Genomic DNA, 26,599 nt, shown 5'->3' with positions numbered 1-26,599 from the left:
AGCCCCTAGCGGATCGCAGTCGTTGGATACTACTCTCCGTCATTGCATGCCCACATGCCACAGAAAGATTTGCCAGCCGGTCCCAGGCTCCTTGTAGAGAACAAGCGAGTGATAATGTGGTTCCGTTTTCTGAGCGTTGACCGTCTTCAACACCACATAGATGGCATCTTCATTCTTGTTACTCCGAGCAATAACTTGTACCCCCTGCCGAGAGGAATTCTCATGGAGCACCGCTTCCCGGTCCTTCCCTATCAGGATATCCTGTAGACGCATCACGTTCTGGCCGCTGACCAGGTTTGCCTCCGGGGACACGTATTGCTTGACCCGCACAAACTCAACCCCTTGCATCATCATTCCGATGTGGTCAATTATCTTGGAGATGTCCTCGTTCTTCGTGGTGTCCCCAAGCCTTGAGCGTGACACAGGTTTGCCACCAGGATGATCAGTACGAGGAATGCCGCTGTGCGTTGTTTCATGACGTTCTCCGCAGTTATTAGAATAATGATGATCTGGGTCCATCGTGATCCGTTACATTGTGAGGTCCTAGTCGTTACCTCATTGTTCTATGCTCATGATTGACTTCACACCCCACGTTCGTCGAAGACTGAGACATTCCTACTGTCTGTTGAGCCGCTTCAAATGAAAGAATACCCAATTCCAACCATCACCCGAATATCTCTCGTTCGTTCATTGCCCCCCATTTTGTAGATCTTCACAAGCCCGAGCGAGTAGGCCGCACTACCCACGATGGAGAAGGTTTCACTGATCGGAGTCTCACACTCGAGACCCGCATCGATGGAGCAATCGTAGGATCTGTAGTCTTCCGTTACGTCAAACGAGACATTTCCTTCGGATGTAATCGTCCCCTTCGCGCGCGAGGAGACCAGGTGGCCGAGAGACGGTCCCATCAGCAGCGACAGTCGAACACGGCTGTCGATCAGCGCGTACTTCACATACACGGGCAATTCGATGTAGCTGTGATACATGTTGATCGCAAACGTTCCGTAGGGTGAAAGAAACCAATCGGACCTCGTTCCCTTCTGCACGAACCGGAAGCCAGGGCTCACCGAGAATCCCGCCCCGATCGGAAAATTCGCCGACACAAGCCCCACGAATCCTAGTTGTGTACTCCACACCGCCGTTGGGGCTAGATTTCCGGGATCTGAGAGATTGGCGAAGTTCAATCCACCCTGGCAAGCTATGGATATCTGGGCATCGGCATGAAACATCGGGATGCACGCCAGCACGAGAACGCAAGTGAGTAATCGCATTTTGGTTCCTCGATACGCATGTTTTGCGATATCATCAGGGCTTCCCCGATGATACCAATGATATCTATGGACTGCCAGATCGAGCACCGACCGGCGGTATCAAGTCTTCCCATGGTCAATTCCTTCCATCAAGATGATGGATGAGCATCGACTGCAAGCTGAGAAACAATACCAATAATTGCCCAAGGACGACGAATACTATCAGAGTCCTATTGAGCAATCATTAGAATCTTGGCGATATCGGATTTTCCTGCGAAGGTGTGAACGACAGCGAGCAGATCGAAAGAGGCGAGCTATGTGCTGCGGCGAAACTCATACATCCCCCATACGGTTCATAATCAAGCTACAGTGGAACATTCAAAAAGTCAAGGGAAAAAACTGGGCTCTTGGAGTCGCCTTTCAACGAATCCATAAACGTGTCGTGGGATTGGTCAAGCTCGTTCATCTCCTTGAGGATGGTCATTCCTTGATTCGAGGTTGCCGGGCCTGATGGCGGGTTATCACTATTGAACTCGTCCATGACCGTTCGCACTCCGCTCCCCCGGTCGGACCCGGCATCCCCCCGATGTCGGGCTTTTCTATTTTGAAAGGGCCCGGAGAACATGCCGAGCCCCTCGCGCTCTTCAGCATGCCCACATCGTCGTAGAGTAGGACAGAAGTGTAGTGGTGTGCAGGTCCTGTGAGCCCAGACCGGATCTCTCCTTTCGGGCGAGTGTCCCGCTCAAGCAGACCATCACTCTATTGCCTTTTGAACCCTCGTCGAACCGTACGTGAGGTTTTCCCTCATACGGCTCTCCTGAAGTCGCAACATACTATGGTGAAAGCGGAGCGACATGGTAGTCATAGAACAGGCCGAGCTGACCATAGAGATGTTCCGAGGTCAGTGTACCGAACCCGTACCCACGTCTGCCTCGACGTCGCCAGATGGTATGCCGGACGCGAAGACTGACAAAATGCGCCAGCTTGCGGAACACTGCCGAGCCATGCCCGAGCCGGAAGTAACCCATCCATCCGCGCAGGAACCGGTTCAGGTTTTGCACCTGATCCTTCACCCGCAGCGGTATGGAGTGATGGACATATTTCCGTACGGTGGCGCGGAACTTGGTTTGGCTCCGCGCACTCGGATAGACCAGCATCAGCCGTGAGCCGTTCTTTCTGCTCCTGACATTGTGGAACCGGAAGCCGAGGAAGTCCACGCTATTGCCAATGTCCAACCGCAGGCGGCGTGTCTTCTCGTTGTTCAGACGCAACCCCAACCGTGCCAGATAATGGTGCAGCAGGGTTATGCCCTTCTCCAGATTCTTCTGTGCCAGGATCACCATGTCATCAGCATACCGGACAAGATGGATGGACCCTTTACTGATATTGCCAAGCCTCTCCCTCTTGAACGCTTGATCGACCGGATTCAGATAGATGTTCGCTAGTAGCGGACTGATGACCCCGCCCTGTGGTGTGCCTTGTGTCGTCTGCCGGTGCTGGTCGTCTTCGACGTAGCCACAACTCAACCATTGCTTGATCACATGAAGTATCTGCGCGTCGCTGATGCGCCATGCAACGAGCTTCATGAGCTTGCCGTGGTCGACCGTGTCAAAGTACTGCTCCAGATCGACATCGTACACTTCGGTGCATCCCCAGTTCAGGTACTTGTATATCTCCCGCACCGCATCATGTGCACTCTTCTCCGGCCGGAACCCGTAGCTTGAGTCGGCAAAATCCGCCTCGAAGATCGGTTCCAGTATCATCAGAAAAGCCGTCTGCACAATCCGGTCCCGGATGGTCGGTATGCCGAGCGGACGCTCCTTGCCATTCGGTTTCGGGATATAGACACGTCGTACTGGTTTCGGCTCATAGCGCCGTTCCTTCATCTCAAGCTGAAGTTCGGCCAGATAGACAGCGACACCCTTCTTCTCTACATCATCAAAGGTCTCTCCATCCACCCCGCCTGCTCCACCGTTGGCTTTGGCTTTGCGATAGGCCTCTTCCAACACATCCGTACGATAGGTCTTATCGTACAGACTGTAGAACCGGAACTTCGGCTCGGCTTTCGCCTTTGCATGCAACTTCTTCTGAAACTCCCGAAGCCATTCCGTGCTTGATAGCTCGCGCAATACACGCTCCTTCGTTTCTTCAGAAGTTATACTTCAGCAGGAGTCCTTCCCTCCACCTCGCTTTCCGAGGCTTCGCAGGTACTACGACTCCATCCGCCACCCTGCCAGCTTCCCTCCCTTCTGTGCGTTTATAGGAGGGCTCTGCTCCTGCACTCCCCAAGTGGAGTATTGGGTCGCGCAGGGCCAGCGAGGGTTTCCCAAGTCCCGTTCCTCATCTGTCCAACCATGTCGTCGCTCGCACCCCGGAGATGCTGCCGTCGCCGTATTCTCTCTGTGCCCGGCGTGCAGTCCTGACTTCACCCATTCGATAGGGGTTCGTCCATCTCAGTATTCTTTACGAGGCTACCTGTGCGTTCACCCAAAGATTACGACCTGGTTGTTTGCGTTGCGTCCTTTCAGACTACGTCGTCGAGTCGCTTAGCATGAGACCGTTTCCCGTCTCACACCGACTCCTCGCTACGTGATGAACAGAGTCTCATCACGGTTGGGACTTGGAGTTGAGTGCCCTCACTCCTCACCCAACAAGATTAGGAACAGTTTACCTTGGCACTCATCGGACGAGCAATAACTTGCGCGTCTCGGTGAATGACCCCACCCGCATGCGATAGAAATACACCCCGCTCGGGAGATCGGCCCCATCGAATTTGACTTCGTGGTAGCCTGCGTCCTGCTCGGCTTGGACAAGATTCGACACTTGTTGCCCGAGTGTGTTGCACACCGACAATGTTACATGAGATCGACTCGGGAGACCATAGAGAATCGTCGTCGACGGGTTGAACGGGTTGGGATAGTTCTGGTCCAGCACATACCCACGCAAGGAGGACCCGCCATCATGTTTCACGCTGGTGAGGCCAAATGCGGTTCTGGGAATACGGTAGACTCCCCGTGCGGTTCCACTGTACACGTAGTCCTCTGCAACGCACATGGAGTACACCTGACGGGATGCCAGCCCGGCGTTCACCGAATCCCAGGACGATCCGCCATCACGTGACACAAAGACCCCGCTCCATGTCCCGGCGATGATGCGATGTCCATCGTTGAGCAAGACGGCCACAGTGCTCTGCTCTGTGAGTGGGCCGTTGGTACCCTCCCACGACATTCCTCCGTCGGACGAGCGGTACACTCCCCGTCCATTCGTACCGGCATACAGTGTCGGACCATCATTGACCAGCGAAAGGACCTCCCAAGGTGGTAATCCGGTGCTCCTCAAGCCCCACGTGCTATCCGCTTCACTCCAAGCATATACCCCGCTGTCGGTTCCGACGAACAGACCGGAGCCGCTCTTGAAGAGGGTGTGCACGAACCGACCCGCAAGTCCGGTCCCGAGCGACTGCCAGTGGTCTCCATGGTCCGTTGATGCTGATACGGCACCCAGACATCCCGCCATGAGCCTCCCATTATCGAGGAGGATCGTGTTCACGGTCTGGTTCTGGAGCCCATTCGACACATTGGCCCAGGTCTGTCCACCCGAGAGGGAGCGTCGCATGCCAGCACCCCAGAGCCCGGCATACTGTTCTGTGGCGGTTCCAGCAATCGCCCGCGCATCCATAGTAGTGCGACTTGTGTCAAAACGAACAACCTGCGCGCTGTGTTGCTGAAGGACGACCACACCGGGATACGATGTTCCAGCGAATACACATGTATCGATCACGGCCATCGAACGAACGGACACTGTCGCAAGACCGGCATTCCTGTACGCCCACGTGGTCCCCTGATCTTCAGACACGTAGCATCCATCGCTCGCTGCGAAGACACTGCCTCCATATGCAAAAAACCCGTTGACAATGGTTATCGAAACCGGCGAGTTCCCTGAACTCCACGTGACCCCGGCGTCACTCGATCTGGAAAACCCTGCATCGGTCCCGACCACAAGCACGCTGCCTGCGTGACCCAAAGCCTTGACCGAAAGGCCCTGCAATCCCTCATTGCGTGCCTGCCAGGAGTTGCCGGAGTCGACGGAGATGAAGACCCCGCCATACCATGTCCCCGCGTACAGTGCCCCTGAATCAGCGACGAGGGATGAGACGGATGGATCAGTCGGCCCCGGGCTCAGATGCGACCATGACGAACTGCCTGCCGCACGACGGAAGATCCCTCCCCCATATGTTCCCGCCAACAGATATCTTCCCAGCTGCGCCAGGCACGAGACATTGCGGTCTGTCAGGCCGAGACTTGTGTTGCTCCAGGATTCCCCCTCATCGGTGCTCTCAAAGACACCGTCGGAGGTTCCCGCGTAAATGTTCGATCCCACGACGGCGAACGAGCGAACGAGAGGCAGCGTATACGCTGGGGCCGTCAGGAGTCCATTGCTGCGCCATTCCCACGTTGCTCCTGTATCACGGGACATGTACACACCACCCCTGGTCCGGTCTCCACCGAAGAGCATCTGCCCCAACCGCCCCAAGCTGAGAAAGCGGAGATCCGTGGCAACCAGGTCATTCTCCTTCCACGTATGCCCGGCGTCATCGCTGCGGTACACACCATTGTCAGACGCAGTGACCAGAACGGGACCTATGGACTCATATGCGTGAAGCAGAGTACATGACGGCAGGTTGACCGGCATCCATTGTGCCTTACCAGGGGCGGCACACCACATGAGGAGGATCGCCACACAGATCGTGACATTGTTGTTCATTGCCTTCTCCGTAATAAGATATACATTCTCCTACCTCACCAGCGTGCACTTCCTTGTCTCTGTGAACACTCCTGCGTTCAAACGGAAGAAATATATACCGCTTGGCAGGCCGGCTGCATCGAAGCGAACCGTATGCGACCCCGCATCGCACTCTCCATTCTGCAACACATCAACCTGCTGGCCCAGGACGTTGAAGACCGCCAGCCTCAGGTGGGTGCGGACGGGCAGATGATATGCGATCGTCGTCGAGGGGTTGAAGGGGTTGGGGTAGTTCTGATCAAGAAGGTTCGTTGTCGGCCGAGCGCCAGGGGGCTCACTGGTTCCAAGAATTGAAGAAGAGCTCCGGAACAGACCGCCCCAGGTCCCTGCGATCAGCTCCCCACGAGGTCCGTGGGTCAGTGCCCAGACATTCAGGTTCGAGAGACCGTTCGAGTATGGAATCCATGTGGTCTCACTACGAGCCAAAGAGAACACCCCAGCCCCGGTCGTACCCGCAAGGAGCAGCGTATCGTGCTGGAGGAGCGAAACTACAGATGTGGATTGTAGGCCGATCTTCCACCATGTCTTGCTCTCGCACGATATTCCGTACACCCCACCGTCGACATGAAAATCGTCCCAGGCTCCCGCATAAACAGTATCACCATTCCCCGGAGCAAGGGATTCTATGCTTTTGCCGATATTCACGATATCACTCCAGGTCGACCCGCTATCGCGGCTTTGCATGAGATGCCCACGGCTATCTCCCGTCCAGATGTTGCCGTGCTGGTCAAGACCAAGGCAATGCACATAGGCTTCGGAATGATCATCCCGGATCAGCAACCAACTCATGCCGAGGTCGGTGGAACGAAAGACCTTTCCCCCGTAGGTTCCCGCATAGAGGCGATTCTTCCCGTCGACAAGCAGATCATTCATGACAATTCTCTCGATCCCCGTGTCCGCCGACTGCCACGTGGTACCTTCGTCGGAGGACCGGATGATTCTCCCTACGTAGTACGCATTCTCATCCGTGACGATCTCCAGGGTGGAGGTCGCAGCGTATATGTTCCCCGAGGAATCCACCGCAAAAGCGTGGACGAAGGTATTCATCGTGCTGTCCCATACTTTGGTCCAGCTTTCCCCGCCGTCCAGCGATCGAAATATCCTTCCGAAGTTGAACCCGCCAAAGATGTTGCCCGGTCTCGTCACCACGACATTCGCAACATTCTGGTTGCTCGTTCCATTCAGCAATTCCCAGGACTGGGTTTGCGCGGTGGCCATCGAAGCGATCAGGATGCCGAAGATCATCGACAGCAACGCCAACATTGAATGATTGGCATTTCGTGAAACAGTCATGAACGTCGCCGCCTTCGTCTTGACCAGGGAGCCAGTTGCGTCGTGTAGCAATAGCACCTGGAAGGAACACGAATGCCTCCCATCCATGACATCCGGACAAGAGGCATATGCAGTTCCATCGTTCCCCCGATAGTGCATATGAAAGATACGGCTACGAATTGGGATTGTCAACGCGCTAGCGTGGGATTCCAGGGATTCCAGGGACATGGGATTCCAAGGACATGGGATTCCAGGGACTGTTCCAGGAGTGATGTTCGAATAGCGATGAAGTCAAACGAGGAAGTTCTGAAGGCGCTCCCAAGGGGCAGCGGGAGGAAGAACAACAAGGATGGTCAGGTGGGCAGGCCACACCTGCGACTGAGGATTGATGAATGTGATTGCCAGCTGCATTTTGGTGATTCACGGGGGCAAGGATCAAATAACATCTCCGCTCGCGGTGGGACCTTGAGCCGATGACCAACCGCCAAGATAGATTCCCCTTGACAACACCTGACCGCCGCTCATATATTTCACCAGTCGACAAAGTCTGCGCTCAGTTCATGCAGCGCTATGTTCTACTTGGTCGGTGGTTGCCCAGGTGGTTGCTCAAGTGGTTGCTCAGGCCCTCGAAATCGTGACTGAGCGTGGTAGTCGTGTGGCGAAAACAGTACAGATTTGAGGATGTTGAGACGGGAAAAGCCCTATCCTCCTGCCTCGTACGCAGGAGGATGGGCCTGCGAACACCCCTGGCCGCATCAAGCAACACCGACCCACATTCTCAAGGAGTCTGTCGTTTCCTTGGTTCCTCGATGTCGATATCCTACCGAGCTTACGATTCAGTTCAAGGGCGGAATTGGAGGTGGGCGAACAGTAATTGCTCAGTCATGCAGTATTGAAGGCCCCCGAAAGGCATGGTATGAGAGCTTCATGCCTTTTGAGCCAACCGACAGATCGACCGATTTCACTGGGAGTCCGAGTCGCATCAGCTGATCCTTTCGTCAAGGATCGCCAGTTTCTTCCCCTTTCGAACGGGCGGCCTGTTCATTGATTTCCTCCCTCGTTCGGTAGTCGCCGGGATAAGCCAGATGAGTTGGAAGCACAGGTAGTTTCAGCGTCATCACTCGGAACTCGTCATACCTGCAATCAGCGAAATGGGTGATCTCGACAAGTCTGTTATCCGGGGGGGCCGAATTGAAAGTCAGGAGATAGCCGAAGGGTGGGTACGTTATCTCACTCATCACGATGGCATTTGAACCAGGCATAGCATTCGAGTCAAGTTGAATTCGTGCAGATACCCCGGAATACCGGAAACGCCCCGTAAGATTGTAGTAGACGAAGAATCGGTAGATCGGGGGTAAATGATTTCTCTCCTTGTCCAGGACAAACCGTACGAGCTCCGGATGTTTTGCCGCGAAGTGTTCATCGTTAACGGAGAAGAACATTGCTACAATTTGCTTGAGGATCGGCAACGGAAAGAGGTAGTTCAAGTAGACAAGTGTCGGGTTTCCATTGGATCTGATTAGGATTTCCATCGCCTGATAACACCAATCGACGAACCTGCCTCCATACCACGCCCCGGTGTCGCTGTTGCACTTGATGCAAAGAGTATAGTCACCGATCCCACCCTGTTTTATTGGCCCTTTGACGATTTCATCAGGTCCAAGCCCAATCGTATCTTCCAAAGCGACTTTGATGTACCTCCTGTCGTTGAACGCTGCCTTTGGTGGGACATGTTCAAACGACAATTGCCGCTCATTGCCACAAAGACGGCACATCCCAAACACTTGATTGCGGCGTGACACAAGTCACCTGCTTCCGAAGGCTATTGAATACCCTCTTGAATTCAGATCGTACCTTACCTCGCTTCTTGGCTTGACGCACTCATCACCTTGCTTCGGACACATCTGTAAATACACGCTACTGTCAGCACCGATTCGTAACCAGTATCTTTCGAAGCGAACCTGGCGCTGCGTCAGGTGCAGCCGCTAGCTAGGCAGCCCCGACCTCCGGATCTAACCGCACGTCCAGTGCGCAGAGACTTGTTGCGACTGGCAACAGTGCATTTGCTGGGGTCGAGAAACCCAATGACTCGCGTTCAAGCGCAGCAAGACGTTCCGCAACCTCTGTTGCGCTGCTCCCCGCGGCGAGCCAACTGTACACGGACCCGATGTACCCGTCATACTCGTCCTGCGCACCGGGGAGATGGACGACGCAAAGCGGATCCCACTCATGCAGGAGAATTGTGTGAATAGCATCCTGAATCTCCCGCGCGCGTTTCGTTTTCTGGTCCATTCCGGGGCTGCCTAACGATTTCGCGGCTCACCTGCGCCGGCGAGTTGTAGGTTCGTTAAACTGTCAAGTACCGCAATAGTTGTGGCTGGCCTGAACTGCTTCCCTATCCACCGCCATTTTCTGCGAAGCTACCGCGAAGCGGCGAGCGCAAGTTGAGTGACTTGTTAGGCGGCAACTTCTAATTGGCGATAGCTGCAATGAATTCTTTTGATAACGCAAGGATGTGCGCGAACGCCTTCCAGTCCAGGGTCGCCGGCACATCTTGAAAGCTGTGATACGGTTGTGTGCCTTGATTGGCATACAAGAAGAAAGTCTTGACTCCCTTCTGTGAAATGAAGTGATGATCGCCGTTGGGGGCGTTCCAACGTTTGTAGAGCGGACCGAGCGCCAATGATTCGTTGGCTGCCTTGAGGATCGCATAGAACTCTGGAAAATCATCCCCGCCGACAGCCATTACCCCATCGTTTCCAGACGCGACCATGTCAAGGTTGAGTAGGAACTTGGTAGTTGCCAGGGGCTTGAGCGGGTTCTCAGAATAGTACTTGGAGCCGATGAGACCGACGTCTTCGCCTGAAAAGGCTATGAACACCAACGAGTGCTTAGTTGGATGCGTAGCGAAGTAGTCCGCGAGCGTAAGGAGCATCCCGACGCCACTTGCGTTGTCGTTCGCGCCCGGAAAGTAGAGGGAATCCGCGAATCCACCCAGATGATCATAGTGTGCGCATATGATGATAGAAGTATCGGTTTCCCCAGTACCCTTGACCATGCCAATGATATTCTCGGCGTCGTATTCCTCCATCGAGGCCTCCACCTCGAATCGAACCGATTCAACGGGAGTCGGTAATGAACTCAAAAGAACGTCAAAGACAGCGACGTTCGCCTTCTCATATGGCGTCGAAGCCATGAGCTCCTTGACGAGGAAGATGGCGGCGGACGCTCTTAGTTCTCCGGCATTGGCTATCCTTGCTGCACGGGAATAAGAACGTGGATCGATGGACTTATCTGCCTGGACTTGCGCCGACACTTCGTCGTCGAAGATGAGGATTGCGCGCTCGCTTGCCACGGCCGCATAATCATTGATCCCCTTGTTGGGAGCGAAGACTCCACCGCGAACATAGTAGATTGGCGTACGCCTTGAGTTTGAACCAGACCCGGTAGTAGCAAATGGAAGAAAGTCTCTCCCAAGAACTAGCTTGCGGTCATTGACTTCTAGCGTAGCCAATCCGTCAACGACATTCTGTTCTATTTCGAATTTCTGGCCAATGTCGGCGGCGATGGGCACAAGGCCAATCTCGCGAAAGCGGGCTTTGAGATAATTTCCCGCCTTGGCATTGCCTTCGGCGAAGTAGCCGCGCCCGACAAACTCGGGTGAGCATAGACGGATGATATCTTCCTTCGCGGTTTCGATCGACAGTTGTGCCGGCGACGCGGAGAGAGCGGTAAAGACAAGTAGAGTTACGATGGTAGATCGCATAGGTATCCTGATGTGAGAAGAGTTGCCGCCTAACGGATCGCGGCTCACCTGCGCCGCGAAACGACTGTGGAATTGCAAGCAACCAAAACCTATAACAGAATCGGTGACGACCCCGATGCCCCAGACGCGGCGTCAGGTGCAAGCGTTGGTTAGGCCCTACCGTTGTGGGCGCTCAAAGCCCAAACGCATTCTTGACATTTGAGAAAAGTGTAATCCATTCAGAGGCGCCTGATGAATCGAGAGAAAATGGCACAATATCTGGCCCCATAGCCGCAGCAACCCTACCCGCATTTCTTTTGATAGTCTTCAGGTCGTTCTTTGTTAGAGCATTGCCAGCAGGATCAGTTGGACGTCCATATTGAGGAACTGCACAAAGAACACCGGTGATCGCCGCAATTTTTGAGGGGTCCAAGTAGTTCTCAATTGCAGTGCGATTCATGATTTCCACAGTCCGGCAGGTCGGAGATCGAGAGGCGAGAATTGAGAGTGCATCGGGAGATGGAGGAGCCCCAGCCGCTACGCGATCGCTGTCGACGATGACACACCAAGTGAGATTAACAGCGTCCATCCTTGACGCAGTAACAGAATAGAGGAGATTAGGAGAAGGAACAATGGTAGAAGCACGCATAGAAGCCCTGCCCCAGACACCAGGAACAGAAGGAGGCCGTAGGCCGACTGGAGTTACTGGTGGGACAACCACGACACCAGACGTTGAAGTCATTGCTCAGACCCCCCGGAGGCGATTGACGGTCGCGTACAAGATCCGAGTGATCGAGACCGTTGCCGAACTGAAATCCAAGGGGAGCGATTCCGTCGGATCATATTTGGCAAAAGAAGGATTGTACTAGTCCTCCGTCCGGAAGTGGATGGAACAAGAGGAACGTGGACAACTCACCGCCACAAAGAGCGGGAGCAAGACAAAAAGTACAACTGAGTTGCACGCGGAAATCCACCGCCTGCGTCGCCAACTGGAACGAACGGAAGAGAAGCTCAAGAAGACAGAGCTGATCGTCGAGATCTAAAAGAAACTTTCGTTGATCCTGGGACTCGACCTTCCCGAGATCGACGAGAAGAATCTCGGGAAATAGTCGCAGTCCATGGAGAAGAATTCAGCACAACGGCCTTGTGCCAGGCCTTGGGAATGTCCCGATCCACCGTGTATCGTTCGCAGCAGCCGAAAGGTCCGTTGAAAGTTCATCGTCCTCATCCTCGCCGCCTGAGCACCCAGGAAGAAACGATCGTTCTGGAGACGCTCAACGGTGAGCGATTTCGAGATATGGCTCCTCCGGAAATCCATGCGACGATGCTTGATGAAGGCCAGTATTTATGCTCTCAGAGAACGATGAATCGGGTTCTTGAACGCAATCACCAGACAGGTCAACGACGGCAGTCGGCACCCCGTGCGTATGCCCGCCCTGAGCTGTTGGCCTCACGCCCGAATGAAGTATGGTCCTGGGACATTACAAAGCTCAAGGGGCCGCGCAAGTGGACGTAGTATTATCTGTATACCATTCTTGAAGTCTATAGCCGGTATGTTGTCGGCTGCATGGTCTCCTACAGGGAATCCGCGGCACTTGCCGAAGAGTTGATCGCCGAAACATGCTGGCGGCAGAATATTGATCGCGGATCGCTGACGATACATGCAGACAATGGCAGCTCGATGAGATCATCCGTGGTTGCTCAGCTTCTTGCAGATCTTGGGGTGGCGAAAACTCATTCGAGGCCGCATGTGTCGAATGACAATCCATTCTCGGAGTCGGCGTTCAAGACGCTGAAATACCGTCCGGAATTCCCGGAGCGCTTCTCAACGATCGAAGAAGCACGGCTGTTCTGCAAAACATTCTATCGATGGTACAATGTTGAACATCGTCATTCAGGCATCGCAATGTTGACACCGGCTAATGTCCACTTTAAGCAGCACGAACCCATTCTCCAATCAAGGGCTGCTGTGCTTATCAAAGCATTTGAAACACACCCGGAGAGATTTGTAAAAGGAACGCCACAAGTCAAATCGGTCCCGGACCATGTGTGGATAAATCCACCACTGAAGATCGCTGTCGGATTTGGTGGCTAACTCACAAAAAGATTTGTCTCACAAGTATTGACAAGTTCCGTTTGACCAAACCCTTTCCTCGAATCCCTCTCTGAGCGCATGTTATCCACCTCGAAACGCCCCCACGAGCGCGAACATCCGTAGGTACATGGCGATAAGAGTCCCGTCAACAACAAAGCCAAGAAGGAGACAGACGACCGGCTCGATGAGGTGGGAAAGCGCTTCGAAGCGGCCATCCAACTCTCGTTCGTGGAACGAGGCGACTTTGAATAGCATCCTGTCAAGCTCGCTCGTCTACTCGTCCTTGCCAATGATCTGGCTCACCGTTGGAGTGAAGAACGGCGAAGACCCAAGAGGGGGCGCGGCAATCGACCGGCCGTGCCTTACCGAGCGGAGGATGCGACCAACTTCATCCCTCATCGCCTCGATCCAGGTCCCCACCAGCCCCACAAGTGACATCGGAATTGGATCCACGATGGGATGCAGACCCAGATACCATCCCACACATGATGTGAACCCGGTCAGCGGACTAGACCGGGTTCTCATTCAGTCGAATGCCGATGTCCCTATTTCGCAAGAATCAATTTGGAAGTCTTAACATAGACATAATTCCCGAGGTCATCCGTGACTGACAATCGAGCGTAGTAAACCCCGCTCGCCAAGGCGGAAGCGTTCCAATGAAGCGCATGATTTCCAGCTGAATAGTATCCATGAGCTAGCCGCTCCACTTCGCTCCCCAGACAATCATAGACGACCATCGATACAAACCCATTCTTCGGAAGCGCGAAATCGATCTGCGTGGACGGATTGAACGGATTGGGATATGGTTCTCCGAGCGAGAAGGAAACCGGGACGGATTCCTTCCCAATCGGTTTCATCACCTGCTTTCCCTTTGGCAACTCGCCGAGAGTTGCCAATCCCGAGTGCGCTAGCGGATCGTCAGGGTGCCGATCAGCAAGCAGACGGAAACACTTCTCCCCTTCGAACTTCTGACCGAGTCTATACCAAAGAATCGAGCCAACATCGTAGAGTGCCTCACGCTCAAACCTGCCTCTTGCATCTGCGATTGGCTTAACAAGAGCAAGCGCTTCTTCAGCTGCTCCGTCCTGGAGCAGTCGATGGGCGAGGCGAAGCCTGGCCAGGTCGCCGAGCGTGGCATCCCTGTGAATTGCCACAAGAGATCTCAGCATGTCCTTTGGTGATTCCCCTTGCTTTTCGCAGGATACTTCAAGCCGTGATAGTGCAATCTCACCACTATGCTTATCAGGGTAGCGCGTGATCAGACTCCGATAAGTATTCTGGATGTCTCGATTTCCATATGGTCCTCCCAGGAACAATGCGGCGGAAAGCTCACTCATACCTAGAGTATCCGTGGAACCAGATTCATCCGAAGGGAGAAGCTCAGATGGAGGCTTCACTGATAGAGATGCTGATACTTTCATCGATGGCTCGGACGAGAGCTCGTTCGAAATGTCTATATCCCCATAGATCATTGGATTCGCGGGATAGCTACCCCAATAGTTGACTTGAGCGCTCAATGTCGCTTGGTTGGTAGACCACACATCCCAATCGTTACCCCAAATGCTGCAATAGACTGGGAATTGTGTTGTCCCGAGCCAAGGGGTCGAGTAAAGGTCAATGGCGATCCCTGTTGAATTGAACTTGATCCAGTTGTTAATTTCGAAATCCACTGTCGAATAGTTCGCACAGTTGACGCCTGTAGCATTGCCGGTGACGCAATTGTTTGAAATCACATGTTGAGAGCCCGAAGAGTAGATGCCAGTCGAGTTGTTCTGAATCGTGCAGTAACGGATGCTCGTCGAGCCTGATGAGATCACCGAGACTCCGGTTTGTGCGTTCTCGATAGTGCAACCGAAGATTTCGCTCCCCGATGGCGCACCATAGAATTCAATGCCAATCCACTGGCCTCCTGAGCGTGTGAACGTGCAGCTACCGCCGGCATATAGTCTACCCTCTACACGCAATTTGTAGTAGCCCGAGAATGAAAGGGTAGTAGAAGATAATTGAAGAGTGCGGCCGCTGGCAACAGTGAGATTGCCATTGACGGTGTAAGTTGCGGGAGATACAGCTACCGTCTGACCGCTTCCAGCAGTCGACAGAGCTGACTCAATTGTCGAGAAAACAGAAGGAACGTACAGCGTCGGCCGGAATCCTCGATTGAAAAGTGTCTCATTTATTTGGAAGAGATGTGAGCCTTGGTAGAGATCCCTGTCTGCTTGTAGGAGTGCTTGAGCAGCATCGGGCATGGTCGCGCTTGAAGATAGGTAGTAATGGTGCTTGATCACGAGTTTGTCAGTGACATCTCTGCCAAGAGTCTGCCGAAGATCCCATAAGGTACCTGACCAAATTGCGCAGTTCACATAAATAGCCTGACTACCGTCGTAATCAAAGTACGTTAGCGGACTATCAAGTCTCCGACCCGACCAGAATACTCCACTGTAGTTACTTTGGATTCCAGCATCCCACATGTAGAGCCGGTCTTGTTCAAAAGCAGAGAGACTGGCCGAATAGCTCCCTGCCCAATAGTCCCCAAAGCCCTCACCCATGGCATCCGTCTCATCGGTTACGCCCCAATCCGGCACCTGTGCGGATTGAATGGCATGGCCATACTCATGCAGGATCACATCAGCATCCTCTGCATCATCCACACCGCCAATCCCGTAGCGAATTCTATTCTGGCTGGGCTGGTATGATGATCGATCTAGTCCATTGTGGCCGTGTGGATCGGCCACAATGGAGCCGTTCTGGATATTCGTGTACCCCAGACTCTGCAAGTACCTCTGGTTTTGATCAATGTAGAAATAGACCATCACGTCTTCGAATCCATCTTGACTCCGGTCGTAGAAGAAACTCCCGTTTGTACTGGTGACCGGCACGATTGCCGGAGCATCCCAATCTGAGATGGTGACGTAGGGGCCTTCCAACTTGTAGACTCCTCCCGAGTATCCAATGCTCGGAAGGGTCACGGAGATTCTCTGTATCGCGAGTTCATTGGAATTATTGTCGTTATTGTCAACATATCCTTGCGCCCCATAGTACGCCTGCGCCGTCGTAAGCGGGTCGGGTCTGTGGACAAAACCGTGTCCGTCGTATTTGAACTCAAGGTTTCGTACAGCGAGAATCGTCCCCGTCTCGGCGTCCGTGATTACCTCCCACTCACCGTCGGGTTCTGACAAGGGCAGAATTATCTGATACGCGAGATGATATTGAACGGTGTCGGATACAACAATGAGCTTGATTTTCTGCGGACCTGTTGGGCTTCCCGTTGCCCCTATCGCCGTCTTTGCACCTTGCACCGCTGCCGCTTCAGAGATCCTTGGTTTTACCGACGCCAAGTCAATGCTTGAGAAATAGTTGCCCATGAACATCGTCACCGTGTTAGAACTGATGCTCACAACAATGTCGGAAAGGTAAACCGGTATACCATTGAAATTTTGGTGAAACCGAACATGATAACCGCCCGGAACCTCTTGAGTGAGATCATGTTGAAGATCCGAGAGGTCCCCTTTCATTCTGAACATTTGGTGGTAGTCGCCCAAGAACTGACGCGCAATAGTCTCCGGTGATGCAGCGATTGGACCATAGTTGATGCCATATAGTGCTACCGGGATATTCGTGCGGACGTTTACCCGATTTCCATCCCTTATTTCGGTTTTGGGTATCTCTAATGTGGACCAATCGTGAATAGATTCTTGCGGGAGTTTTTGGGCATAATTCATCTGAGTCACGATAGTCGCCATCCACAAAAAGGAGAAGAGTCGAGTGGTCCGCATTATCTTAGCCTCCTTGATTGAAGAGCCAAAATTAGCTATTACGGTTTCAGAAAGAGATCCGGATCTTGGGCATTCTCAATGATAAGCGTTTGAGCAGAGCCATCGGCTTTCATTACCCATACCGAGGGCAGTGGACGTAGACCCGAGACCAATCCGAATGCATGTTGAGTGTACACCACCAACTTGCCATCGTTTGACCATGAGGCGGCGGCATTGTTGATCCATGAACCGCCTGAGGCAACTCGATTCGTCAATTGAATGATACTTCGGTCTGATTCACCTATTAGAAATATTTCGAGGTCTGGCTCAACGTGATCCTTGCCCGAAAAGACGATCATGTCAGAGCGACGCGACGAGGATGGACCGCTCGCCAGCTGAGTTCGGCCGGTTGGATAAGTCAACTGCTCACTGTCCGTGCCGTCAATTCTGATCATGAACAGCTGTCTTGTGAATGTTGCGCCTGAAATATCGGATGTGTAGACTATCGCGTCGCCGTCTCCTGAATAGGCCGGTTGAGAATCTTGACCGTCTCGAAAAGTTACGCGTCTTTCGTTCGATCCATCTACGCCAATAATGTAAATCTGGTGATTTGCGCCAAATCCCGCAGGAGATTTCTGGTAGACGAGTTCAGATCCGTTCGGACTCCAATTTGGCTTCAAAGGGGCGCCGTCTGCAACAACTACTCGCTTGTCTGTGCCGTCAACATTCATGATAGTGATTTGCGAGTAATCTGTCTCGCTGATTCCCTCCACGTAGATAATCTTCGTCCCGTCTGGGCTCCAGCGAGCATTTGCGGCGTCGCTCCGAGGGTTTGCTGATGCGATATGGTAGTACTCGATTCTCTCTCCGTTCTTAGCCAATACTGTTCGCTTTCCGCTCTTGAGGTCAAGGACTTGCACACCCTCAGCGTTTGAATAGAGCAATCTGGCCTCTCGGTAATCGCTCCAACCAATCGCAGGTTCCAAGCCAAAATCATCGCAGCATTGCGCGATGACCATGAGTACCAAGAGCAAGGAGAGTCGCAGAATCCACTGTGTCATCCTGAAGGCTCCGCCAAAGTGAGAACCCGCCCTCCCTGGGGCAGGGAACAAAGAAGGTCATCTCTTCGATTCCAATTTCTGCCTGGACGAAACAGATGGTGGGTTTCCTCATATTTCAATACTGGGTAATACTGTAGGGATGACCTTAGGTCCGATCAGCTCGAAGAATCGAGTGGAATCAGGCACCCCTCCTCCCAGCCACGGCTTCTCGGAGTTCGGTTGCGATGGGACAATGATGGGAATCCTGATGTGTCCCCCGCTCCCCATGGTAGCTCGCATCGTGCAGACCGCAGCTACGTCACATCATCAGAACTTGACGAAAGCTACGGAATTCAATCTGGGCTGTCAAGGAGAATCGTAACGTATTTCCGATAGTTGTTGTGCTGTTAGTGTTTCCGATGGCGCTCGGCGGGGACGCCAACCAAGTGTCACATGGGAAAATGTATTCCCGTATACGTTGCCCCCTCTCTCACCCACCTCCAAACGACCCCACCAGCTCGAACATAGGAAGGTACATCGCGATTAGGATGCCCGCCACCACAAAGCCCAGGAGCAGGACCACCACGGGTTCGATCAGCGAAGAGAGCGCTTCGATCTTCGAGTCCAACTCCCTCTCGTGAAAGGTAGCCACTTTGAATAGCATCCTGTCCAGTTCGCTTGTCTCCTCTCCCACCGCGATCATCTGACTGACCATCGGCGGAAAGTACGGGGATGACTCAAGTGGCGCAGAAATCGACCGGCCATGCTTCACCGAACGCTGGATTCGTCCCACTTCCTCCCGCATCCCTTCGATCCACAGCCCCCGCTCCGACACTTCCAGCGCCTTCACGAGCGACACCTGCGCCCCGAGCAGCGTTGCCAGAGTCCGGCAGAAGCGCGCCACTTGGGTTTTCACCAGGATGTCGCCTGCCACAGGGAGCCGGAGGGCCAGTACGGCTCCTCGCTTTGCCAGTGCCTGTCCATCCACAAGGAACATGAGGCCAAGGGCGACGGCCGCAGCAATGCCCGCAGCGTACCAGCCATAGGAAGTCACGAGCTTGCTCACATCCACGACAAATTCTGTCACGGGCGGCAGCTCCTTCTGAAAACTCGAAAACATCTCGCCAAAGGAAGGAACGATGAACACCAGGAGGAAGAGGATCGAGCCGAGTGCCACTGTAGCAACAAGGAGCGGGTAGGTCATGGCCTGCGTGAGTTTTCGGCGGAGAGCCGCCATTTTCTCAAGATACTCCGCAAGGTGCGCAAGAACGTCGGCCAGACGCCCCGTCTCCTGGCCCACCTCGACGGTCACGATGAAGAGCGGGTCGAACACGCGGGGATGACGTGCAAGCGCCTGGTGAAGCGGGTTGCCGTGGCGGACAGAGCGGCCGATATCGGCAATGACCTCCCGGAGGCGGGGATTGCGGGTCTGTACGAGCAGCACTTCCAGAGAGCGCTGGAGCGAGACGCGTGACTCCAGCATCACGGAGAGCTGAGTGGCAAACGTGGCGATGTCCGCACCGGAGATGCGCGACCGGATATGCTCCATTGACATAGACATCTATCCCCACATTCCGGTGAATGAGTTTTGCCGTGGAACTGGACTGAAGCACAGCCCTTCCTCCGGCCTGGATCTCGTTGCCGCGAGCTCGGGCGCACACGCCGAGGTCTACCATGTTTCCTACCCGCGAGGCATGGACGCTCACCTGCACGACATCCGGCGCGTTCATAGGTGCATCATTGCGTACCACGGTGCCCCGGGAGATCCGGTAGAGTGCTGTGACACGTGTGTCTCCCTGCATCACCAGTACGGTATCCCCGTCGATCGTTACGTCACTCGACCGTTGTAGATCCAGCATCATCCGGTGGAAAATGGCCTGCGCTGCGCCCTCAAGTTCCGTCCTCGCCCGCCAGTGCGATACGATGCGGCTTGCGAAGGTGTAGAGTTCAAAGGCGTATCCTATAAGGATGGATCCGACCACCATCGCCACGATGAGCTCGTTGATCGTGAACCCCGAGGGGTCAGCGAGCGCGGCTTGTGTTTTGCGCCACGACCGTCTTTGCCAGATGGACAACGGGCCGACCTCCTTTCCGGGTATCTATGACGAGCACATCAATCTCTGCCAGAGCGCCATGCACCGTCACGCGGCGTTCGACCCTAAGCCCGCGCGCCGTACGGACGGCATCCCCTTCCCGGGCTTCCTGCACTTCCGGCAGAGCGAGCTCCATTTGCGCCAAATTCAACGCCTCATGGATTTTGTCCGCACGGTCGTCCATGATCAGACTCCCGATCGAGGTCAAGAGCGGGATGAGCACTCCGGAGAAGAGCGTGAGCGCGACGAGTGTTTCTGCGAGCGTATTGCCGGACTCATCACCGATGAACCGGCTTGCTGCCTTCTTTCCTCTACTGGCAAGAGATCTCCACCACGAGACACGTGATATTGAAGGGCTTCGCCTGAGCCGGTGAGCGAGGGCTACATCCAAAGCAGGACCTCGCCCCGTTCTGTCCCAAGTGCCTGCGGAACGGCGAATCCTTCGGGAAGGTCGCTCCGGTTGATGCGGGCCGAGCGGATCCACCCGTAGTACGCCGTAGGAGGATGATGGAAGAAGAGATCCTCGATGAACACCGTGCCGGCAACCGTTCCGTCCAGTGTAACCGTGCCTTCAGCGTGAAGCGCGCCAAAGATGGACGCATCCTTGTCAACAATGACGAGATCCCGGGGTGAGATTCCGCCCGTCTGGGAAGTATACCTGCCACGGAGCATGATCACCATTCCTTCGCAGCGCACCCCGCGTGAGAGTGTGATCGAGCGGGATCCCGCACTGCTCGCCTCACGCGAACAGACTATCGAGGGATACCTAACCAGGGCGTCGGGTCCGATGGTGATGCGGGGTGCGATGAGCTGTCCGCGCATCGTCACAGCGCTATCCACAATGACCTGCCCGAGCGAGATGAGAACCGTATTGTCAAGATGTGCACCCCGTTCGATCCTGACCCGCCCGGTGACGTAGAAGGCCACAGGGCCTTCAATCGAGGCCGGAGACGTGAGCGTGAGATCACCGCGCACATATATGGTCAATGGTATCTCCCTGCGCGAGATCGTCCGGGAGAACTGCACATTGCCTTGCATGACCATGCACTCGGTCGAGTCCGAATATCCGCCTGCACCAAATGAACCCGCACCAGTCTCCGAGGCACTCGGGATGGTCCCTCCGGCGAGAAACCTGTCGCTGGACTCAAACGCTGCGGCCAGCATTGTATCGTCAAATTGAGGGAGTGATACTCCCCCTCCGCGCAGGATCGTGCCTGAAACAGGAAGCCGCGGGGGCTGGCGTTCACCGGGGAGGGTCCCCACGGTGGCACCCATTGGTCCGAGTGCGAGGTCTCCGACGATCTCTGACGAGCCGGTCAGGATGAGTTGCCGGGACGCGCTTCCAAAGGTGAGCGCGTAGCGGTAGGCAGGAGGCGGAGCCGCTCCGAGAAGCGCTGTGCGTGTTGCCGTGGCGCGTGAGGCACGTCCCCGGACGATGGCGAGCTTGAAGAGTCCCCATGGAAGGGTCCGCACCGTAGCAGAGCTGCTGTCGGCAAACACAAGGAGAGAGGCATGATCGCGCACATCCCGGTCCGTTGCAGCCCGTGCCACACCACTCTGGGCGGCGAGTTCAGCCCGCACCCGTGCGACATCTGCTACGGCCTGCAGCGTGCGCAGGTGGCCCATCAAGAGCACCGAAAGCGCTACCATCGTGAGGAGGAGCACCAGCATCAGCACTGACGGGAGGGCGAAGCCGGACTCTTCGTCGAGAGTCACTCCAGCACCCACTGCGCCTTCTTTCCGTTGTAGGCGTAGGCCACCGACTGACGGTCAATACGGAGAATGCGCGCGCCAAGGAGCGTATCGCCGCGGATCAGGAAGTGCGTTGATCCGTCGGGGCCAAGGAGGACGGCCGTGGCTTTCCGGGCTTGAGTCAGGATGCCGGTGAGTTGTAGCGCTGGAGGCATCCATGGAGGTGCTGCTTTGGGCCGAACTCGCCCCCGTGAGCCGGAAGAATCAGGGGCGAGTTTCATTCCGGTAAAGGGATCAGGTACATCAGCTTTGTACTCGTACGGCACTCGGGCAGTGGACACAAGAGGACGTGCCTGAGCCCCTTGTGGCGCGTCCATGCGCGTCACAGCGTCGATGACCTGATAGATGACTCCTCCCCAAATGCCCAGGAGCAGAAGCATCAGTACACGCACGAGTGGTTTCTGTGGAACTGGGGCTATCAATACCCTCACTCCTCTTCGAAATGTCCTTCGATCGTGGAGTCAAGCAGGCGGTCACGGACACCGCCCCGTTTCATCCCCACCCGGCCGAGCTGGATGTCCAACGGACTGTTCTCCAGCCGGTTCACGAACTGTGCAATCCGGTGATACTCCCCCTTGCACAGGATCCTGAAATGTCGTTCGCGGGAGGGGGTCTCGTCGCTGCTCACAATGGGCGCCACGCCAGTCAGCGTGACTTTTGTCTCCTGTGCTGCTATGCTCGCAAGTGAGAGGAACCCCGCGAACGTGCGCCCGTACTCCCCCGCCGCCCGGTCGAGTTCCCGTTTTAGAGTGTCTTCCCGCGCCTTGAGGGCCACACGGCGGACAACCAGCGACTCCGGTGAAGCGACGAGTGCCTCGCGCTCACCCATTTCTTCGTACTGACTGATCGTTTCGCTGTAGCGTCCGGCCACTTCTGTGGCAAGCAGAAGGAGAAAACACCCGAGCGTGGCCGCAAGGAGGATCTGGTAGTGTCTCTTGTGCATCACCTGACCCCTCCCTGGACCATAAAACCTACGGCGCCCGGGGCTGCCGGTTCCTCTTCGGGCCATGCCCCCTTCTCTCTTCCAGACTGGAGGAGTTGCACGCCGCTACAGAACCTTGCCGTATCGAGCGAGGCAAGATACACAGCGAGCCGCGCGTGAGTCACGACCTCACCGCTCACAGCAAAGTTCTCTTTGCCGCGCTCAGGCGCCTGGACTTCGAGAGCCTGGAATCTGACGCCTGGAGTGACCGAAGCGGCGAGGTCGTGCAGCGTATGGGCCACCTGACTCCTGTGGGTTCCGACCCGCATAGTGGCCACGCGTTCTTCGAGCGTTTGCACGGCTGAGGCCCTCATGGCAACTTCACGCGCTGTGGCCTCCATCGCCTGACTTGCCTCATCGATGGCTGTCTTGCGCGTCTCGACATAGAAAGCGGCCACAGACTGTAGGAGAAGGAGCGTGAGGAGCAGTCCCCCACAGGCGAGTGCTGTGCGCTGGAGAAGCGACCGCCAGAGTTGGGTCTCACCAGTCTCACGAATATCAGCCGGAAGAAACTGGAACTCCCCGAGATCGGGCTCCCCCTCTATACGCCCGGCACCGATCGAGACGGCCTGAAGTCCGGCCGAACGGCACACGCTAAGGGATCTCTCGATCTCCGCACGGCGGACGAATGCGATCTCGATCCTGTGAGCGCCATCGGCGTCCGCTACCGGACGATAATCGAAGACGATGTCTCGTGCGGAGACCGGAAGCTGGAGAAGAGTCTCGGCGTGGTCCTCGATCCACTCACGCACGCGAACGTCGCCTTCAGGGAGGTCTGCCTGCACGATCCGAGCTGCCTGAGGCCGGAGCGCAAGGCGTGCCCGTGTGGCGCGGCAGTTGCGCGCGCCAAAGAGCTCAGTGAGACGCGCGCCGGTCTCATCGGGGTGGTTCTCAGGAGTGCATTTGAAGCGCTCGTTCCACCTTTCAACCCAGTGCTGCTTTCCGGGGGAGTAAACCAGTCCAGGGGTCTCAAGCTCGGCAATACATAGGTCATGGTCGGTGAAGTCGAGACCGATCATGCGCGAGAGGCCTGCGAGCTGGTGGAGGTTTAGATGGATGGGTGATCGTTCAAACACCGCTTCCCCCCGTATAGTCAACACATTTTCTGGGTTGTGCCTCCCGCAAATCGGCAAGCATGAGGGTCAAATAGGTCTGCTCCTCCGAGCTTGCCTGCCTCTGGCAGGGCCCTCGCGAGACATTCCAAAGAAGATACTACTCATCACCTCCCGGCAAAGCGTAAGCGCTATGGAAGGCCTCCCCGTACGAGATGCGTGGGGTTACGTATATCATGAGCTGCGACTTCCGTTTGTCCTTGGTCGTGGACGAGAAAAGTGAGCCAAGGAGCGGAATCGATCCGAGGATCGGCACGCTCGTCCTGAGTTCCGACTCCGTCTCCTGCACCAGGCCGCCGAGTACGATCGTCTCTCCTTCCCGCACAATGATCGTCGAACTCATCGCCCGCTTGTTTATCGTGGGTGGTACCTCCGACGAGAATTGTCCCACGGGAGTCCGGAAATCGGGCTTGATCTCCAGCGTAATCAGCCCATCCGAGCCGACGTACGGCGTGATGTCCAGTTTCACATCCGCCTCGATCGTCTGGAATGACTGCGTTTCCTGAAAGACCGTCTGCGTCTGGTCCCGGTACGGCGTTGTCGTCTTGAGAAGAAAGTACTGTGTTGTGCCGATGCTCAGGCTTGCCTTGTATCCGTTGAGCGTAGCGAGGACCGGATGGGAGCGCACGTTGGCTAGCCCGTTTCTTTCCATCGCCTTCACATTCAAGAAGAAGTCGCCGGGGAGTTGTCCGAGCCGGCCGATATTGATCTCTTTCCCGAACAGATTGATCGTCCCGATCTGTTTCAATTTCCGGTTGATGTAGTCCCCCTTCATGCTCATATCTATCCCGGGCACGAGCGTCCCCTGGCGGGAGTAGGAGACCGTATCGTTCGAGCCCAGGAGTCCGGCCTGGATGCCGAGTTCAGAGCCGCGCGAGACATCGTAGTCGATCACGATCGCCTCGATCAGCACTTGGGCAACGGGTTGGTCGAGCTGCGCGAGGCACTCCCTCACCTGCTCCACCGCATCTGCAGAGCCAACTACTACGAGGCCGTTCTGCTCCTTGATCGCCTTCACAGTGGCGAGCGAGGTGATCGACTGCGGGAGGAGTTCCGCAGCGCGGTCTGCGGTCAGGTACTTGAGCCGGAGAAGCCGTGTCGTGGTAAGGTTCTTGTTCGTCTTCTCACCCACGAACACGATCCCTTCGGCCTCTTTGTAGGCGTAGTTCGTATTGCGGAGGATGATATCCAGGGCTCGGGAGAGAGGGACGCTGGTTGCGCGCGCCGAGACCGTGCCGCTGATAGCGCTGTAGAAGACAATGTCAGCACTCAGTTGGCGCGTCATATCGTGAAGGAGACGTTCCAGGGGTGCGTTCGTCACGTCAATGCTAACGAGCGAATCTTTCACGCTCACCCAATAGGGACCGGACTTCTGAGGTGTGCTCGTCCCCTGGGCGCCCACGAAGTACTCCTGCCGGCTCACGATATAGATATTGTTCTTTTTCTGAACAGCGAATCCGTTGTTGTTCATGATCTGTGTGAAGCCGAGGTCGAACTCGATGTCGATCAGTTTACCGCTTACCGTTCCTGAGGTGCCACTGATCACGAGTATGTTCTTGCCACATTTCTCCTGAATAATAAGGACGACTTTCTCCAGATCGTCGTTTTTGAGATCGACAGAGAAGAGGCCGTTCTCGAAGAGAATTCCGGGAATGCGCGGCGGGGGCTCCGGTGGAGGGGCCGGTGTGGGCGGCTGAGTGATGCGGAAGATGCTGCCTTCAAGCAGAACATCCAACTTGTTCTGCGCAGCGAGGAACGTGATAGCATCAAAGACCCTGACGCGATTCAGGGAAACCGTGACCTTCTTGTTGATGGCGTTGTCCAGGAAGACATTCACACCGTGCTGGAGCGAGATCGCTCGGAAGATGTCGCGGAGGTCAGTGTCTTTGAAGCTGAAGCTGGTCGTATCCATCGAACCTAACGGCATGGCCTCAGACGCGACATATCTCTTGCCCAGAACTGCGGAAAGTGAATCACCATGGATCTCCGAAGGAGTAAGGGATTGCCTCGCGTTGATCGGTTCGACCAAGCTGAAGAGGGATACGATGAGAGTAGTAACACGGATCATGTCGTTGTTCAATTTGCCTGATCTTGCTATTGCCGAGTACAAGCTTTGAGTTGCCCCCTCAATCGTCCAGGCTGGTTTTCGACGTGTCCCTTGCTCTGCCAGCAACAAGAGCATCTGAACGCGTTGGAATCACTCCGAATCAGGAACCACTCCTGGTGGCGACATATACATTGCTGCGGGGAGACGTTCCGGAAAGAGCATGATCGGCGGGAGTACGGGGACTCTTGAGATCACTCCCGCCGAATCAAGGTAAGCAATAGCAAAGACAGAGCACGTATCGGTCTTTTCTGTGGATTGATATCCTGGACGTCTTCGTTCTCGAAGGTACTTGTCTACGCCGGAATACACGAAGATTGGATGGTTCTCCAGACAAAAACTCACCAACGGTCTATTCTTCTCGGCGTAATCCTCGTACCAGGGGGTTCTACCCAACACCAGTATGGATGAATTGCTGGTGCGCGGCAAGAAATACAATTCCACGATACACCTGCCGGTCCGGTCTCCAACAAACATCTCCCGGATCACATCACGTAATTGGCTGTCTATCTCAAGGCGTTGGTGTTCGATTGCCAAGCTATCCGTACAGGGAGCAGACGACGTCGGAGCCTGACGGGCGCAGCCGATTAAGGATAGGC

At 55.2% G+C, this 26,599-nt stretch carries 19 protein-coding genes; 2 read left to right on the top strand and 17 right to left on the bottom strand.

Annotated features, from left to right (window positions below; translation table 11 throughout):
* Positions 1-39: 39 nt before the first annotated feature.
* The 8 genes from IPI01_00380 to IPI01_00345 all read right to left on the bottom strand — a co-directional run bounded on the left by IPI01_00380 (position 40) and on the right by IPI01_00345 (position 11,530).
* A complete protein-coding gene (locus IPI01_00380; protein ID MBK7256289.1) occupies positions 40-519 on the bottom strand; it encodes a hypothetical protein in 480 nt (159 codons plus the stop codon).
* 116 nt (positions 520-635) lie between these two features.
* A complete protein-coding gene (locus IPI01_00375; GenBank protein ID MBK7256288.1) occupies positions 636-1,271 on the bottom strand; it encodes a PorT family protein in 636 nt (211 codons plus the stop codon).
* A gap of 812 nt (positions 1,272-2,083) precedes the next feature.
* Positions 2,084-3,379 carry a group II intron reverse transcriptase/maturase gene (gene ltrA / locus IPI01_00370; protein ID MBK7256287.1) on the bottom strand — a complete coding sequence of 432 codons (1,296 nt, stop codon included), beginning with the start codon at positions 3,377-3,379 and terminating at the stop codon, positions 2,084-2,086.
* 550 nt (positions 3,380-3,929) lie between these two features.
* Positions 3,930-6,014: a T9SS type A sorting domain-containing protein gene (locus tag IPI01_00365; protein MBK7256286.1), complete on the bottom strand. Its 2,085-nt coding sequence runs from the start codon at positions 6,012-6,014 to the stop codon at positions 3,930-3,932.
* A gap of 30 nt (positions 6,015-6,044) precedes the next feature.
* Positions 6,045-7,346, bottom strand: coding sequence for a T9SS type A sorting domain-containing protein (locus IPI01_00360; protein ID MBK7256285.1), 1,302 nt, complete (start codon positions 7,344-7,346; stop codon positions 6,045-6,047).
* A gap of 977 nt (positions 7,347-8,323) precedes the next feature.
* Entirely contained in the window at positions 8,324-9,070 is a 747-nt protein-coding gene (locus IPI01_00355) for a hypothetical protein (GenBank protein MBK7256284.1), read from the bottom strand.
* Positions 9,071-9,795: 725 nt separating this feature from the next.
* Entirely contained in the window at positions 9,796-11,091 is a 1,296-nt protein-coding gene (locus tag IPI01_00350; protein ID MBK7256283.1) for a M28 family peptidase, read from the bottom strand.
* Between the two features lie 172 nt (positions 11,092-11,263).
* A complete protein-coding gene (locus tag IPI01_00345; GenBank protein MBK7256282.1) occupies positions 11,264-11,530 on the bottom strand; it encodes a hypothetical protein in 267 nt (88 codons plus the stop codon).
* A 1,062-nt stretch (positions 11,531-12,592) separates the two neighbouring features.
* Here IPI01_00345 and IPI01_00340 point away from each other — a divergent pair.
* Positions 12,593-13,165 carry a transposase family protein gene (locus tag IPI01_00340; protein MBK7256281.1) on the top strand — a complete coding sequence of 191 codons (573 nt, stop codon included), beginning with the start codon at positions 12,593-12,595 and terminating at the stop codon, positions 13,163-13,165.
* 81 nt (positions 13,166-13,246) lie between these two features.
* On the opposite strand, the gene IPI01_00335 is transcribed toward IPI01_00340, so the two are convergent.
* From IPI01_00335 to IPI01_00320, 4 genes are all read right to left on the bottom strand, one after another.
* Complete coding sequence (locus tag IPI01_00335; GenBank protein ID MBK7256280.1) at positions 13,247-13,420, bottom strand: hypothetical protein; 174 nt, start codon at positions 13,418-13,420, stop codon at positions 13,247-13,249.
* A 290-nt stretch (positions 13,421-13,710) separates the two neighbouring features.
* On the bottom strand, positions 13,711-16,938 hold the full coding sequence (locus tag IPI01_00330) for a M36 family metallopeptidase (protein ID MBK7256279.1): 3,228 nt from the start codon (positions 16,936-16,938) through the stop codon (positions 13,711-13,713).
* A 38-nt stretch (positions 16,939-16,976) separates the two neighbouring features.
* The gene (locus tag IPI01_00325) at positions 16,977-17,978 is read right to left on the bottom strand and encodes a PD40 domain-containing protein (protein ID MBK7256278.1); all 1,002 of its coding nucleotides are present in this window, start codon (positions 17,976-17,978) and stop codon (positions 16,977-16,979) included.
* Positions 17,979-18,447: 469 nt separating this feature from the next.
* Positions 18,448-19,440 carry a type II secretion system F family protein gene (locus IPI01_00320; GenBank protein ID MBK7256277.1) on the bottom strand — a complete coding sequence of 331 codons (993 nt, stop codon included), beginning with the start codon at positions 19,438-19,440 and terminating at the stop codon, positions 18,448-18,450.
* Positions 19,441-19,925: 485 nt separating this feature from the next.
* Here IPI01_00320 and IPI01_00315 point away from each other — a divergent pair, with 485 nt between their 5' ends.
* Positions 19,926-20,396 (top strand): hypothetical protein, encoded by a 471-nt coding sequence (locus tag IPI01_00315; protein MBK7256276.1) that lies wholly within the window; start codon positions 19,926-19,928, stop codon positions 20,394-20,396.
* 35 nt (positions 20,397-20,431) lie between these two features.
* Here the strand turns inward: IPI01_00315 and IPI01_00310 are convergent, their stop codons facing one another.
* From IPI01_00310 to IPI01_00290, 5 genes are all read right to left on the bottom strand, one after another.
* Entirely contained in the window at positions 20,432-21,778 is a 1,347-nt protein-coding gene (locus IPI01_00310) for a hypothetical protein (protein ID MBK7256275.1), read from the bottom strand.
* Positions 21,763-21,957: a hypothetical protein gene (locus tag IPI01_00305; GenBank protein ID MBK7256274.1), complete on the bottom strand. Its 195-nt coding sequence runs from the start codon at positions 21,955-21,957 to the stop codon at positions 21,763-21,765. Before IPI01_00305 ends, IPI01_00310 begins: the two co-directional genes overlap by 16 nt.
* Before the next feature lie 272 nt (positions 21,958-22,229).
* Positions 22,230-22,748: a hypothetical protein gene (locus IPI01_00300; protein ID MBK7256273.1), complete on the bottom strand. Its 519-nt coding sequence runs from the start codon at positions 22,746-22,748 to the stop codon at positions 22,230-22,232.
* Positions 22,745-23,803, bottom strand: coding sequence for a hypothetical protein (locus tag IPI01_00295; GenBank protein ID MBK7256272.1), 1,059 nt, complete (start codon positions 23,801-23,803; stop codon positions 22,745-22,747). The genes IPI01_00300 and IPI01_00295 overlap by 4 nt, the downstream gene beginning before the upstream one ends.
* A 193-nt stretch (positions 23,804-23,996) precedes the next feature.
* Positions 23,997-25,823, bottom strand: coding sequence for a secretin and TonB N-terminal domain-containing protein (locus IPI01_00290; protein ID MBK7256271.1), 1,827 nt, complete (start codon positions 25,821-25,823; stop codon positions 23,997-23,999).
* Positions 25,824-26,599: the final 776 nt, after the last annotated feature.

The sequence above is a fragment of the Ignavibacteriota bacterium genome (assembly GCA_016707525.1).
In the GTDB taxonomy this organism is placed as follows: domain Bacteria; phylum Bacteroidota; class Ignavibacteria; order UBA10030; family UBA6906; genus JAGDMK01.
This window is presented reverse-complemented; position numbering and strand designations above follow the sequence as displayed.

Coding starts and splice junctions, on each gene's coding strand:
- IPI01_00375 (MBK7256288.1), bottom strand. CDS start 1,271: ATGCGATTACTCACTTGCGTTCTCGTGCTGGCGTGCATCCCGATGTTT.
- IPI01_00315 (MBK7256276.1), top strand. CDS start 19,926: ATGGATCCGACCACCATCGCCACGATGAGCTCGTTGATCGTGAACCCC.
- IPI01_00380 (MBK7256289.1), bottom strand. CDS start 519: ATGGACCCAGATCATCATTATTCTAATAACTGCGGAGAACGTCATGAA.
- IPI01_00295 (MBK7256272.1), bottom strand. CDS start 23,803: ATGATCGGTCTCGACTTCACCGACCATGACCTATGTATTGCCGAGCTT.
- IPI01_00360 (MBK7256285.1), bottom strand. CDS start 7,346: ATGACTGTTTCACGAAATGCCAATCATTCAATGTTGGCGTTGCTGTCG.
- IPI01_00330 (MBK7256279.1), bottom strand. CDS start 16,938: ATGCGGACCACTCGACTCTTCTCCTTTTTGTGGATGGCGACTATCGTG.
- IPI01_00365 (MBK7256286.1), bottom strand. CDS start 6,014: ATGAACAACAATGTCACGATCTGTGTGGCGATCCTCCTCATGTGGTGT.
- IPI01_00290 (MBK7256271.1), bottom strand. CDS start 25,823: ATGCCGTTAGGTTCGATGGATACGACCAGCTTCAGCTTCAAAGACACT.
- IPI01_00305 (MBK7256274.1), bottom strand. CDS start 21,957: ATGCCTCCAGCGCTACAACTCACCGGCATCCTGACTCAAGCCCGGAAA.
- IPI01_00350 (MBK7256283.1), bottom strand. CDS start 11,091: ATGCGATCTACCATCGTAACTCTACTTGTCTTTACCGCTCTCTCCGCG.
- IPI01_00345 (MBK7256282.1), bottom strand. CDS start 11,530: ATGAATCGCACTGCAATTGAGAACTACTTGGACCCCTCAAAAATTGCG.
- IPI01_00335 (MBK7256280.1), bottom strand. CDS start 13,420: ATGCTATTCAAAGTCGCCTCGTTCCACGAACGAGAGTTGGATGGCCGC.
- IPI01_00325 (MBK7256278.1), bottom strand. CDS start 17,978: ATGACACAGTGGATTCTGCGACTCTCCTTGCTCTTGGTACTCATGGTC.
- IPI01_00320 (MBK7256277.1), bottom strand. CDS start 19,440: ATGCTGGAGTCACGCGTCTCGCTCCAGCGCTCTCTGGAAGTGCTGCTC.